The organism is Aeromicrobium sp. (assembly GCF_023146395.1).
In the GTDB taxonomy this organism is placed as follows: domain Bacteria; phylum Actinomycetota; class Actinomycetes; order Propionibacteriales; family Nocardioidaceae; genus Aeromicrobium.
The window spans coordinates 328,588-341,538 of the sequence record NZ_JAGLCD010000004.1 but is presented as its reverse complement, the minus strand read 5'-3'; the positions used below and the strand labels follow the sequence as shown (position 1 = coordinate 341,538).

Genomic DNA, 12,951 nt, shown 5'->3' with positions numbered 1-12,951 from the left:
GAGGGTTCAACAGTGATGATGCACCGCGGGCGGCCGTCCCGGTGGGACGACCGCCCGTGGCGTGTCAGCGACGCAGACCGAGGCGCTCGATGAGGCCGCGGTAGCGCTCGATGTCGGTGTTCTGCACGTAGTTCAGCAGACGACGACGCTGGCCGACGAGCAGCAGCAGGCCGCGACGGCTGTGGTGGTCGTGCTTGTGCTCCTGCAGGTGACCCGTGAGGTGCGAGATGCGCTGCGTGAGCAGAGCGATCTGGACCTCAGGAGAACCGGTGTCACCCTCGTGGGTGGCGTACTGCGCGATGATGTCGGCGCGGGACATGTCCGCCACGGTGGGCGCAGCAGTCTTCTTGGACATTCGATACTCCTGGAGTCGTAGCGCGGCGCACCCGGGCATGTTCTTCGGGGCATGGGATCCGCGGCCGGTACACGGCATCTCTCAGGCTATCAGTGAACGACCGTGCGGAGCCAATCCGGTCCGTCCCGCTCAGGCGAGGATCGCGCGGGCGCGGTCCACGTCGGCGTGCATCTGCTCGACGAGGGCCTCGAGCGACTCGTAGGCCTCCATCCCTCGCAGACGCTCCACGAGCTCGACGCGGATGCGGTGCCCGTACAGGTCGAGCCCGGTGCGGTCGATGACGTAGGACTCCACCCGGCGCGAGACACCCTCGAAGGTCGGGTTGTCGCCGACGGACACCGCCGCGGGCCACCGCTCCGGGGAACCGCCGGACGCCGCACCGTCGAAGTCCAGGACCCACGCGGCGTACACCCCGTCGGCGGGGGTGGCCTGAGCCTCCGGCACCGGCACGTTGGCAGTCGGGAAGCCGAGCTCGCGACCGCGCTGCTCGCCCCGCGCCACCACGCCGTTGACCTCGGCCGGGCGTCCCAGCACCGCGGCCGCCCCGACGACGTCGCCACTCTCGACGAGGCGGCGCACGAGGGTCGAGGAGTACTCCTCGGAGCCTCCCGCCAGCTCGAGCGCCTCGGTGACGAACCCGTGGTCGGCTCCGAAGGCGGCCAGGCAGACGACGTCGCCCGCGGCCTTGCTGCCGTAGGTGAAGTTCTGACCCACCACGACGTGGGAGGCCCGCAGGTCGTCGACCAGGACCCGCTGGGCGAACTCGTCCGGCGACCACGCGGCCATCGCGCGGTCGAAGGCGAGCACACGGACCTCGTCGGCGCCGCCCTCGTGCAGCAGCTCGACCCGGCGCTCGAGGTCGCTCAGCAGGCGGGGCGCACGGTCGGGTGCGAACACCGCGATCGGATGGGGGTCGAACGTGACGGCGACGACCTGCTCCCCCGCGGCGTCGGCGACCTCACGGGCCCGGGCCAGGAGCGTCTGGTGTCCGAGGTGGACCCCGTCGAACGTGCCGATCGTGACGACGGTCGACGAGGTCGACGGGGCTGAGCCCGCCCCCTTCACGTCTCGCCAGATCGCCACGGCAGAACTGTGCCACACGATCTCGGGGCGCACCCTCGTGCGGGTGGCTCGCGTCCGGCCTACAGCAGCGGTCGCAGCGGCCGCAGCAGCAGCTCGCACGCCCGCGACACGATCCAGCGCCGTTCCCACTCGGCGCGCGTCAGCTCGGTGCAGTTCGTGAGGTCACGGGCGAACACGTCCTCCAGGTGGGCCGCAAGGCCCGGGTCGACGACCTCGACGTTGACCTCGTAGTTGCCGCTGAGGCTCAGGCGGTCGATGTTGGCCGTGCCGATCGTGCTCCACTCGCCGTCGATCGTGCACGTCTTGGCGTGCACCATGTGGTCGCGGTATCGGTGGATGCGGACCCCGGCGGCGAGCAGACGGCCGTAGAACCCCCGGGAGAGCCAGTCGGTCACGACGTGGTTCGAGATCTCGGGGACGATGATCGTGACCGCGACCCCCCGCTGACGCGCCTGCAGCAGCGACTCCAGGATGTCGTGGTCGGGGATGAAGTAGGCCGCAGTGATGTGGATGTGCCGCGTCGCGCGATCGATGGCCTCCAGGTACATGCCTCGGATCGGGAAGACCAGCTGGCGCGGCACGTTGCGGTGGATGCGGACGCGGGGGTCCCAGTCGGTCGAGCCCGACCCCTGGATCGGCGCGTCCGGGCGCAACATGTTCCAGAAGTCGACGAACGCGTTGGCCAGGTCCCACACCGCCGACCCGCTGATCCGCAGGTGCGTGTCGCGCCACTGGGTCGCGTACAGCGACCCCACGTTGTAGCCGCCGACGAAGCCCACGGTGTCGTCGACCACCAGGATCTTGCGGTGGTCGCGTCCCCACCGCCGCGGGCTGAGCGGCCGGAACCCCGCGCTGTAGGCGGGGTAGCGCAGCACCTGGATCCCGGGGCCGAAGGCGAAGAAGCGCCGCGGGACCACGAGGTTCGCGAAGGCGTCGTACACGACGTGCACGCGCACCCCGCGCTCGGCGGCCGCCTGGAGCGAGGCCTTGAAGCGGCGCCCCTCCGCATCGCCCTTGATGATGAACGACTCGAAGAAGATGCGGTGCTCGGCGGCGTCGATCGCCGCGATCATGTCGTCGAAGACGTGGTCGCCGTAGGTGTACACGGTGGCGGCGCCGCGGGCCGTCTGGACGGTCGCCGGTGGCGTGACCGGGAAGCCGTCGGCGCGCTTGCCCCGCAGGACCTTGCGGATCTTGGTCGTGCCCATGATGCCCGCCACGGCGGCGACCACCGCGACGCACCAGGACTTCAGGACCTCCCACGCGACCCGTCGTGGCGACGGCAACGACGACCACATGGCCGCCACCCTAGACGAACACCGACACCGGCCTGGCCGTCGCGCCTCGCTGCTCGTACAGCGCGAGGAACGTGCCCACCGGGTCGAACAGCGCGACCGGACCGGGCGCGCCGAGGTCGATGCTCGTGAGCGTGCGGCCGAACCGCACGTCGTCGGCCTGCTCCTGCGTGAGGTCGTACGAGGCGAACGCCAGGCGGGTGACGGTGTCGAGGCCGATGACCTGCCAGTCCTGCGCCAGGTCCTCGAGCGTGGCGGCGTGCTCGAGCGTGAACGGCCCGACCCGGGTGCGCCGCAGCATCGTCAGGTGACCTCCGACCCCGAGCGACTCCCCCAGGTCGCGGGCCAGCGCCCGGACGTACGTGCCGGTCGAGCACTCGACGTGCACGTCGACGTCGACCAGGCCGCCCGCCGGGCGGACCGCTCGGACCGAGAGCTCCGAGACCCGGACGGGACGGGCCGCGAGCCGCACGTCCTCGCCCGCACGCACCCGCGCGTAGGCGCGCTGGCCGTCGACCTTGATCGCGGACACCGCCGACGGGACCTGGGAGATCTCACCGCGCAGCGGCTCGAGGGCCCGCTCGATCTGCTCGGCGCTCAGGTGGGAGGCCGGCGTCGTGGACACGACCTCGCCCTCCGCGTCCTCGGTCACGGTGGCCTGGCCCAGCCGGATCGTGGCGTCATAGGCCTTGTCGGTCAGCTGGAGCTGGCCGAGCAGACGCGTGGCTCGGCCGATGCCGAGCAGCAGCACCCCCGTGGCCATGGGGTCGAGCGTGCCGGCGTGACCGACCTTGCGCGTGCCGGCCAACCGGCGGCCCCGACCCACGACGTCGTGCGAGGTCCAGCCGCTCGGCTTGTCGACGACCACCAGGCCGGGCGTGACCTCGGGCTGGGTCACGCCTCGTCGTCCTCGTCGGCCTCGTCGGCAGGTCGCTTGTAGGGGTCGGCCTCGCCGGCGTACTGCGCCCCCTCGGCCCGGGCCGCGACGTCGGCGTCGGACTCGCGCGCCTTGGCCAGCAGCTCCTCGATGTGTCGCGCACTGTCCGGCACGGCGTCCAGGAAGAACTCCAGGCTGGGCGCGAGCCGCAGGTTCAGTCGCTTGGCGACCTCCGAGCGCAGCATGCCCGTGGCGCTGCGCAGCGCGGCGCCGCTGCCCTCGATCGCCTCGGCGTCGCCGAGGACGGTGTAGAAGATCGACGCGTGCTGGTTGTCGCCCGTGACCCGGACGTCGGTGATCGTGACGAAACCGAGGCGGGGGTCCTTGACCCGACGCTCGAGCAGCTCGGCGACGATGACCTTGATGCGGTCGGCGATCTGGTGCTGGCGTGCTCCGGCCATGGTGCTTCTCCTTAGTTCTCCAGCCTCACTGGCTGGGGTGCGACGACGCAGGAGCCTCGGAGCCTGCCCGGGTGTGGGCAGGCTCCGAGGCTCAGCCGTCGTGGCGCGAGTCAGGCGCGGGGCTTCTCGCGCAGCTCGAAGGACTCCACGACGTCGCCGTTCTTGATGTCGCCGTAGCCCTTGAGCACGAGACCGCACTCGAAGCCCTCGCGGACCTCGCTGGCATCGTCCTTCTCGCGCTTGAGGCTCGCGAGGTCGAGGTTGTCCGCGACGACGGTGCCGTCACGCAGCAGCCGGGCCTTGGCGTTGCGCTTGATCGTGCCGCTCGTGACCATGCAACCGGCGATGTTGCCGATCTTGGACGAGCGGAAGATCTCGCGGATCTCCGCCGTGCCGAGCTGGACCTCCTCGAACTCGGGCTTGAGCATGCCCTTGAGCGCGGCCTCGATCTCCTCGATCGCCTGGTAGATGACCGAGTAGTACTTGATCTCGACACCCTCGCGATCGGCGAGCTCGGTGGCCTTGCCCTGCGGACGCACGTTGAAGCCGATGATGACGGCGTTCGACGCGGCGGCGAGGTTGACGTCGGTCTCGGTGATGGCACCGACACCGCGGTCGATGACGCGCAGCGCCACCTCCTCGCCGATGTCGATGTTCGCCAACGAGTCCTCGAGCGCCTCGACCGAACCGGAGCCGTCACCCTTGAGGATGAGCAGGAGCTCGTCGGTCTCGCCCTTCTCCATCGAGGACATGAAGTCCTCGAGGGTCCGGCGGCCGCTGCGCTTGGCCAACAGCGCGTTGCGCTCGCGCGCCTCACGCTTCTCGGCGATCTGCCGCGCGATGCGGTCGTCGGTGACGACCATGAAGTTGTCACCGGCACCGGGCACCGAGGTCAGGCCGAGCACGAGGGCCGGACGCGACGGCGTGGCCTCCTCGATCGTCTCCCCGAACTCGTCGAGCATCGCCCGGACTCGGCCGAAGGCCGAGCCCGCCACCAGCGTGTCGCCGACGCGCAGCGTGCCGCGCTGGACGAGCACCGTGGCGACCGGACCACGACCGCGGTCCAGGTGCGCCTCGATCGCGAGGCCCTCGGCGTTCTGGTCGGGGTTGGCCCGCAGGTCCAGGGACGCGTCCGCGGTCAGGACGACCGCCGCGAGGAGGTCCTCCATGCCGGTTCCGGCCTTGGCCGAGACGTCGACGAACATCGTGTCGCCGCCGTACTCCTCGGGCACGAGGCCGTACTCGGTGAGCTGACCGCGCGCCTTCGACGGGTCGGCGTCGGGCTTGTCGATCTTGTTGACCGCCACGACGATCGGCACGCCGGCGGCCTTGGCGTGGTTGAGCGCCTCGACCGTCTGCGGCATCACGCCGTCGTCCGCCGCCACCACGAGGATCGCGATGTCGGTGGCCTGGGCGCCCCGGGCACGCATGGCGGTGAACGCCTCGTGACCCGGGGTGTCGATCAGGGTGATGGCGCGCTCGACGCCGTCGAGCTCCGTGGCGACCTGGTAGGCACCGATGGACTGGGTGATGCCACCGGCCTCCTTGGCCACCACGTTGGAGTTGCGCAGGGCGTCCAGGAGCTTGGTCTTGCCGTGGTCGACGTGACCCATGACGGTCACGACCGGCGGACGGGCCTCCAGGTTGGTGTCGTCGCCCTCGTCCTCGCCGAACTCCAGCGAGAAGGACTCCAGCAGCTCGCGGTCCTCGTCCTCAGGCGAGACGATCTGGACGTCGTAGTCCAGCTCGGTGCCCAGGAGCTGCAGCGTGTCGTCGTTGACCGACTGCGTCGCGGTGACCATCTCGCCCATGTGGAACAGCACCTGGACGAGCGAGGCTGCGTCGACGCCGACCTTCTCGGCGAAGTCGGTCAGCGACGCGCCGCGCGCCAGGCGGACGGTCTCGCCGTTGCCCTTGCGGACCCGCACCCCACCGATCGCCGGCGCCTGCATCTGGTCGAATTCCTGACGCTTCGCGCGCTTGCTCTTGCGACCACGTCGGACGGGACCACCGGCGCGGCCGAAGGCACCCTGGGTGCCGCCACGGCCGGCGCGACCCGGACCACCGGGACCGCCACCGGGACGGCCGCCGAAGCCACCGCCACCACCGGGACGACCGGCGAAGCCGCCGCCACCGCCACCACCGGGACGACCGGCACCGCCACCGGCACCGCCGGGGCGTCCACCGGGTCCACCCGTGCGTCCACCGGGGCCGGGGCGACCGCCACCGGGTCCGGAACGCGGCGGGGTGAGTCCCGACTGCTTCGGCATCATCGCCGGGTTCGGACGCGGCATGCCCGGGCGCGCCGCGGCGCCGCCCTCACGAGCGGCCGGCGGACGCGGCGGGCGCTCCTGAGCCATGCCCTGCTTCGACGAGAACGGGTTGTTGCCCGGGCGCGCCGTCGGACGCGGACCGCCGGGCCGCGGGGTCGAGCCTGCGGAGCCACCAGCCGGTCCGGCCGGAGGACGGGGGCCGGGGCGCGGACCCGGGGTCGGGGCTGCGGGGGTCTCGGTGGCCGCGGCCTCAGCCTCGGGCGGCGCGCTCGCGGCCGGCGTGTCGGCCGGTTCGGGAGCCGGCGCGGCCTCGGGGGTCGCGGGCGACTGCGGCGCCCGCGGGCCGGGACGCGGACCCGGGGTGGGCGGGGTGACCGTGACGGCCTCGGAGGCCTCGGTCGGCACCGTCGGCTGACCGGCGTCGGGCGCGACGGTCTCGCTCGGGGCCGGGCTCGACGCCTTCTTGGCGGGGGCCTTCTTGGTGCCCTGGGCGCGCAGCGCGTCGCCGTGCTCCTCCTTGAGACGGCGGACCACGGGGGCCTCGACGCTCGACGAGGCGGACTTCACGTACTCACCCATGTCCTTCAACGTGGACAGGATGATCTTGCTCTCGACTCCGAGCTCACGTGCGAGCTCGTGGACTCTGACAGCCACTGTTCTCCTTCATGGGGTCTGACCGATCCCCCGAAGGGCTGATCAGACCAGGTTGACGTGCAAGTTCATCGGAACGTACTCATCGAGTGCTCATGAGCTGAGTGCTCCGCTTCCGGTCGGGGGGCCAGGCCCCTCTGGTCAGGTGGTGGTCGTCGGTCCGGCGACGTCCTCGATCAGATCGAGGTCGAGCGGCCCCTCCACACGGAGTGCCCGCCCGAACGCCTTGCGGCGTCGCGCCAGGTCCAGACACGCTGGGACGGGGTGCACGTGTGCGCCTCGTCCCGGCATCGTCCGCCCCGGATCGGGCGTGACCACCGTGGTGGCTCCCGCCCTGACCGCGACGAATCGGACCAGTGTGGTCTGGGGCGCCCGCTCTCGGCAACCGATGCACGTGCGCCAGACCGTGGACGAGTCTACCCCGTCGGCGGTGGTGCCCTCTCCCCCGGTCGAGATCACGCCGACTCGGGGGCGGTGTCGGAACGGATGTCGATGCGCCACCCGGTGAGCTTGGCGGCCAGCCGTGCGTTCTGCCCCTCCTTGCCGATCGCGAGCGAGAGCTGGAAGTCCGGCACGACGACCCGGGCCGCACGGGCGGCCTCGTCGACGACCGTGACACTGATGACGCGCGAGGGTGAGAGGGCGTAGCCGATGTACTCCGCCGGGTCCTCGCTGTGGTCGACGATGTCGATCTTCTCGCCGTGCAGCTCGTGCATGACGTTGCGCACCCGCGATCCCATGGGGCCGATGCAGGCCCCCTTGGCGTTGACGCCGGGCACGGTCGCCCGCACCGCGATCTTTGAGCGGTAGCCGGCCTCACGGGCAATGCCGACGATCTCGACCGACCCGTCGGCGATCTCGGGCACCTCGAGCGCGAACAGCAGGCGGACCAGGTTCGGGTGGGTGCGCGAGACCTTGACCTTCGGTCCTCGGGTGCCCTTCTCGACCTCGTAGACGTAGGCCTTGATGCGCTCGCCGTGGGCGTACTTCTCGTCCGCGACGCGCTCGGTGGCCGGCAGGAGGGCCTCGACCTTGCCGAGGTCGATCAGGACGTCGCCGGGCACCCGGCCCTGCTGGATGATGCCCGACACGACGTCGCCGACCTTGCCCGAGAACTCCCCGAACGTCTGCTCGTCCTCGGCCTCGCGCAGGCGCTGCATGATGACCTGACGGGCGATCGCGGCGGCGGTGCGTCCGAAGTCGTCCGGCGTGTGGTCGAACTCCTCGCTGAAGCGCGGGGCCGGAGGCGCCGCCTTCAGGCCCTCGCCCTCGACGCCCTCGTCGGCCGGGTCGACCGGAGGCGTCTCGAGCCGCTCGCGCGCCAGCACGGCGACGTGCCCGCTGCGACGGTCGAGCGTGACCCGCGCCTGCGGGAGCGCTCCGGGCACCTTGTGGTAGGCCGAGAGCAGCGCCTGCTCGATCAGCTCCACGACGACGTCGAAGGCGATGTCCTTCTCGCGCTCGAGAGCACGCAGGGCCGTCATGTCGATGTCCATGTCAGGCGTCCTTTCGGTTCAGCTCGACCTGCACCACGGCGGTGCGGATCTCGGAGTACGGCACACGGCGGTCGACCTTGGCCACCGTGAGGGTCGCAGCGTCGTCGTCAGCGCCCACGACCCGCCCCGCGAAGCGGTCGCCGTCGACCGGCGTCACCGCGACCAGGCGGCCCACGTTGCGCTGCCAGTGCCGCGGCAGGGTGAGCGGTCGATCGGTGCCGCGCGAGGTGACCTCGAGCGTGAACGGCCCGTCGCCGACCGCCCGGGAGGCCTCGGGGTCCTCGTCGATCGCCGCGGAGATCTCGCGCGAGACCGGCCCGAGGGCATCGAGGTCCACTCCGCCATCGGCGTCGACCACGATGCGCAGGAGGCGACGCTGACCACCGCCGAGCGTGAGGTCGTCGAGGTCGAGCCCGTGCACTCCCACGACGTCGCGCACGACGTCGGCGATCCGGTGGTCCATCTCGTCTCCTCGACCAGAAAAGGGTGGGCGACGCCGGTGCCGGGTTCGATTGTGGGGTTCGATTGTCGGCACCCGCGTGCAGGTGTCAGCGCCACCCTACCCGGGCCGGGTCGGCTAGCCTGCCACCGTGACCCGGCGACGAACTCTGCTGCTCGGAGGCGTCGCGGTCGCCGGTGCTGCCGCCGTCGGGGGCGTCGCGGCGGCCGGCCGGCTCGACGACGTCGCCCGTGAGCTCGGCATCGACCCGGTGCCCCGCCCCGCCGAGGGCGACACCGCACTGCTCGCCGAGGCCGCCGAGGACCAGGCGCGACTGATCGCCGTGGTCGGCGCCCTGTCCCCGACCCTCACGGCGCTGCTGACCGAGCAGCTCGAAGCGCTCGGTGGCGCCGAGACGGTCCGCATCGACGCCGCCACCGACCTCGCCGCGGCCCGTGCGGCCTTCACGGAGGCCGCAGCCTCCCGCGCTCGTCAGGCCACCGACGCCGTCTCCCCCGACCTGGCGCGCACCCTCGGCTCGGTCTCGGCCTGCCTGACGCTGATGGGCACGGGAGCCGTCACATGAGCGACCTCGCCCGGGTCCTCGCGCTCGAGCACGAGGCCGTGTGGACCTACGGCCTGATCGGCGGCGCGTTCGAGACCCTGCGGGAGCAGGCCGACTCGGCCTACCGCGCCCATCGCAGCGAGCGCGACCGACTCCTCGCGGTCGTCGACGAGCCGGTGCCGCCCCAGGTGGCCTACGAGCCGGTGACGCTGACCGACGAGGCGGCCGCGCGTCTGCGGGCCCAGGGCGTCGAGGCCCGCATCGCCGCGGCCTGGAGCGCCGTCGTCGGCATCGTGACCGGGCCGGACCGTGCCGACGCGATCACCGCACTCACGACCGCCGAGGCCGCCCGACTCGCCTGGGGCGGCACGGCCGTCGCGTTCCCCGGTCTCGACTGACCGTCGTCCGGACGGCGCGGATGCTTACCCCGCGCGCAGGTGCTCCACGAGCTCGCCGACCGCGACGTCGCTTCGCTCGCCCGTGGCGCGGTCCTTGACCTCGACGACCCCGTCGACGTAGCCGCGTCCGACCACGACGATGGTCGGCATGCCGAGCAGCTCGGCGTCCTTGAACTTCACGCCGGGCGAGACCTTGGGGCGGTCGTCGAACAGGACCTCGATGCCGGCGGACTCCAGGTCGGCGACGACCTGCTCGGCTCCGGCGGCCGTCGCCTCGTCCTTGCCGGCCAGCACGACGTGCACCTCGTAGGGCGCGAGCTCCTTCGGCCAGATGATGCCGAGATCGTCGTGCGAGCTCTCGACGACGGCGGCCACGGCACGCGAGACGCCCACGCCGTAGGAACCCATCGTGACGGTGGCGAGCTTGCCGTCCTCGCCCTGCACCTGCAGACCGAGGGCATCGGCGTACTTGCGACCGAGCTGGAAGATGTGGCCCATCTCCATGCCACGGGCGAGCTCGAGCGGGCCGGAACCGTCCGGCGCGGGATCGCCCGCGCGGACCTCGGCGGCCTCGATCGTGCCGTCGGCGGTGAAGTCACGGCCGGCGACCAGGTCGATCACGTGCCGGCCGGGCGCGTTGGCCCCCGTGACCCACCGTGTGCCCGGGACGACCCGGGGGTCGAGGAGGTAGCGGATGCCGGTGCTGCTCGCCGTGCCCAGCGCGCCCGGGCCGATGTAGCCCTTCACGAGACCGGGGTGCCGGGCGAACTGTGCGTCGTCGAACGGCTCGACCTCGGCGGGCGAGACCTGCGTCTCGAGTCGCTTGGCGTCGACCTCGCGGTCGCCGGGCACCCCGATCGCCAACGGCTCGGTCGTGCCGTCGGGGTGGCGCAGCAGCACCAGGACGTTCTTGAGGGTGTCGGCCGCGGACCAGGGGCGGTCGTCGCGGGGAAAGGTCTCGTTCAGGTGCGCCACGAGCGTCTCGATCGTGGGCGTGCCGGGCGTGTCCTCGACGTGGGACTCGGGCAGACCGTCGAGCGGCTGCGCAGGCGGCACGACCGTCGTGACGGCCTCGACGTTGGCGGCGTAGCCGCCCGGCGAGCGCACGAACGTGTCCTCCCCGATCGGCGTGACCGCGAGGAACTCCTCGCTGGCCGACCCGCCCATCGCGCCGGAGTCGGCGTGGACGATGACGTACTCCAGCCCGAGCCGGTCGAAGATCCGGATGTAGGCGTCGCGGTGGTTGCGGTAGCTGACCTCGAGACCCTCGTCGGTGACGTCGAAGGAGTAGGAGTCCTTCATGACGAACTCGCGACCTCGCAGGATGCCGGCGCGCGGACGCGCCTCGTCGCGGTACTTCGTCTGGATCTGGTAGAGCGTCGTGGGCAGGTCCTTGTACGAGGAGAACAGGTCCTTGACCAGGAGCGCGAACATCTCCTCGTGCGTCGGCCCGAGCAGCAGGTCGTTGCCGCGGCGGTCCTGCAGGCGGAAGAGATTGGGCCCGTACTCGGTCCAGCGGTTCGTGGCCTCGTAGGGCTCGCGCGGCAGGAGCGCAGGGAAGCGCACCTCCTGCGCGCCGATCGCATTCATCTCCTCGCGCACGATCTTCTCGACCTTGCCCAGCACGGCCAGGCCGAGGGGCAGCCACGAGTAGATGCCCGGCGCGGCGCGTCGCACGTACCCGGCCCGCACCAGCAACCGGTGGCTCGGGACCTCGGCGTCGGCCGGGGCGTCGCGGAGCGTACGGACGAACAGCTGGGTCATGCGCATGCGCACGACCCTACTGAACCGCCTCACTGGGGCGTACGGGCCGCCTTGCGCGCGATGCGGAGCAACGGGAGCTGGAGCGGGAGGCGGGCGACCGTGCCGACCTTGAACCACGTGGGTGCCTTGCGGCTCTGCAGCACGTCGGCAGTCATCTGCACGTTGGCCGGGAACACGCCGATCAGCAGCAGAGCGGCGAGGCGACCGCCCCAGCGCCGCGTCTGCGGGCGCGCGAGCAGCAGGGCCGATCCGACCTCGACGACGCCGGAGGCGTACACGAGCTCCTTCTTGTACGGCAGCGGCTTCGGGACGATGCGCTCGAACGGCTCGGGCTTCACGAAGTGCAGGATTCCCGCACCGGCGAGCAGGACGGTGAGGAACTTGATGTCACGGGGCATGTGCGGACTCTACGGCGTCGGGAAGCTCGGCGCCGGAGCCGTCAGAGCAGCACCGTGGCGAAGGTGTCGTGCTGGCGGAACCCGGCCCGCAGGTAGGTACGGTGGGCCCGCTCGTTGTGCCGGTTGACGTACAGGCTGACGGTGGGGGCGAGCTGGTCGCGCACGAGGTTGACGACCCCGGCCATGGCGGGTGCCGCCAGGCCGCTGCCGCGCAGCTCGGGCGCGACCCACACGCCCTGCAGCTGGCAGGTGCCCGGGGCGAGGGCGCCGACCTCGGCCTTGAACAGGACCTTGCCGTGCTCGATGATCGCGAACGACCAGCCCTGGGCGATGAGCTGGGCGACCCGGGACCGGTACAGGTTCCCGTGGGTCGCCTCGGGATCGACGCCGACCTCCTCGGTGAACATCTGGACGCACGCGGGATAGAGCAGGTCGAGCTCGTCGACCATGACGTGGCGCACCCGCAGGTCCGGGGCGATCGCCGGCGCGTGGTCGATCAGCAGGAACGGCTGGTCCGGTCGCACGGAACGGGCTGGTCCCCACAGCGGCTCGAGGACGTCCCACAGCTGGATCACCGCCTCGCGGGGCCCGGCGATCGAGGACGGGCGGACCGAGCTCAGGGCGAGGACCTCGGCGAAGGCGTCGACGGCCTCCGGGCCCGCCTGGCCCGGAACCACGTTGGCGCCGCAGTGGCACACCGAGGTGAGGTGACCGTCGACGAACCAGCCGAGGATCTGCCCGCCCAGCCACCGAGGCTCGAGCCGGGTCAGGTCACCGCGGTGTCGCAGGAAGACGTTGACGTCCGGGTCGGCGTCGACGACGCGGCGGAACTCTGCGAGGTCGACGGGAGCCAACGCGCGTACCTCTGTGCGGGTGCCGAGCACGACACGCTCCCT

The 12,951-nt window shown here is 71.7% G+C and carries 14 protein-coding genes; 2 read left to right on the top strand and 12 right to left on the bottom strand.

Annotated features, from left to right (window positions below; translation table 11 throughout):
- Nucleotides 1-64: 64 nt before the first annotated feature.
- The 9 genes from rpsO to rimP form a co-directional block, all read right to left on the bottom strand.
- Nucleotides 65-319: a 30S ribosomal protein S15 gene (rpsO, locus tag KAG51_RS03650; RefSeq protein WP_290581251.1), complete on the bottom strand. Its 255-nt coding sequence runs from the start codon at nt 317-319 to the stop codon at nt 65-67.
- A gap of 165 nt (nt 320-484) precedes the next feature.
- Nucleotides 485-1,438 (bottom strand): bifunctional riboflavin kinase/FAD synthetase, encoded by a 954-nt coding sequence (locus KAG51_RS03645; protein ID WP_290580723.1) that lies wholly within the window; start codon nt 1,436-1,438, stop codon nt 485-487.
- Between the two features lie 59 nt (nt 1,439-1,497).
- Nucleotides 1,498-2,736: a phospholipase D-like domain-containing protein gene (locus tag KAG51_RS03640; RefSeq protein ID WP_290580721.1), complete on the bottom strand. Its 1,239-nt coding sequence runs from the start codon at nt 2,734-2,736 to the stop codon at nt 1,498-1,500.
- Nucleotides 2,737-2,746: 10 nt separating this feature from the next.
- Nucleotides 2,747-3,631 (bottom strand): tRNA pseudouridine(55) synthase TruB, encoded by an 885-nt coding sequence (gene truB / locus KAG51_RS03635; RefSeq protein WP_290580719.1) that lies wholly within the window; start codon nt 3,629-3,631, stop codon nt 2,747-2,749.
- On the bottom strand, nt 3,628-4,071 hold the full coding sequence (rbfA, locus tag KAG51_RS03630) for a 30S ribosome-binding factor RbfA (RefSeq protein ID WP_290580717.1): 444 nt from the start codon (nt 4,069-4,071) through the stop codon (nt 3,628-3,630). Before rbfA ends, truB begins: the two co-directional genes overlap by 4 nt.
- A 110-nt stretch (nt 4,072-4,181) precedes the next feature.
- On the bottom strand, nt 4,182-6,998 hold the full coding sequence (gene infB / locus KAG51_RS03625) for a translation initiation factor IF-2 (protein WP_290580715.1): 2,817 nt from the start codon (nt 6,996-6,998) through the stop codon (nt 4,182-4,184).
- A gap of 138 nt (nt 6,999-7,136) precedes the next feature.
- A complete protein-coding gene (locus KAG51_RS03620; protein ID WP_290580713.1) occupies nt 7,137-7,454 on the bottom strand; it encodes a YlxR family protein in 318 nt (105 codons plus the stop codon).
- Nucleotides 7,451-8,491, bottom strand: coding sequence for a transcription termination factor NusA (gene nusA / locus KAG51_RS03615; RefSeq protein ID WP_290580711.1), 1,041 nt, complete (start codon nt 8,489-8,491; stop codon nt 7,451-7,453). Before nusA ends, KAG51_RS03620 begins: the two co-directional genes overlap by 4 nt.
- Nucleotide 8,492: 1 nt before the next feature.
- Nucleotides 8,493-8,954, bottom strand: coding sequence for a ribosome maturation factor RimP (rimP, locus tag KAG51_RS03610; RefSeq protein WP_290580709.1), 462 nt, complete (start codon nt 8,952-8,954; stop codon nt 8,493-8,495).
- A gap of 127 nt (nt 8,955-9,081) precedes the next feature.
- On the opposite strand from rimP, the gene KAG51_RS03605 reads away from it, so the two are divergent.
- Nucleotides 9,082-9,516, top strand: coding sequence for a hypothetical protein (locus KAG51_RS03605; protein ID WP_290580707.1), 435 nt, complete (start codon nt 9,082-9,084; stop codon nt 9,514-9,516).
- Entirely contained in the window at nt 9,513-9,893 is a 381-nt protein-coding gene (locus KAG51_RS03600) for a DUF4439 domain-containing protein (RefSeq protein WP_290580705.1), read from the top strand. The genes KAG51_RS03605 and KAG51_RS03600 overlap by 4 nt, the downstream gene beginning before the upstream one ends.
- 24 nt (nt 9,894-9,917) lie before the next feature.
- Here the strand turns inward: KAG51_RS03600 and KAG51_RS03595 are convergent, their stop codons facing one another.
- From KAG51_RS03595 to KAG51_RS03585, 3 genes are read right to left on the bottom strand one after another with little or no spacing between them, the layout of a single operon-like run.
- Nucleotides 9,918-11,657, bottom strand: coding sequence for a proline--tRNA ligase (locus KAG51_RS03595; protein WP_290581249.1), 1,740 nt, complete (start codon nt 11,655-11,657; stop codon nt 9,918-9,920).
- A gap of 29 nt (nt 11,658-11,686) precedes the next feature.
- Nucleotides 11,687-12,055: a hypothetical protein gene (locus KAG51_RS03590; RefSeq protein ID WP_290580703.1), complete on the bottom strand. Its 369-nt coding sequence runs from the start codon at nt 12,053-12,055 to the stop codon at nt 11,687-11,689.
- A 41-nt stretch (nt 12,056-12,096) separates the two neighbouring features.
- A complete protein-coding gene (locus tag KAG51_RS03585) occupies nt 12,097-12,909 on the bottom strand; it encodes a DUF4081 domain-containing GNAT family N-acetyltransferase (protein ID WP_290580701.1) in 813 nt (270 codons plus the stop codon).
- Nucleotides 12,910-12,951: the final 42 nt, after the last annotated feature.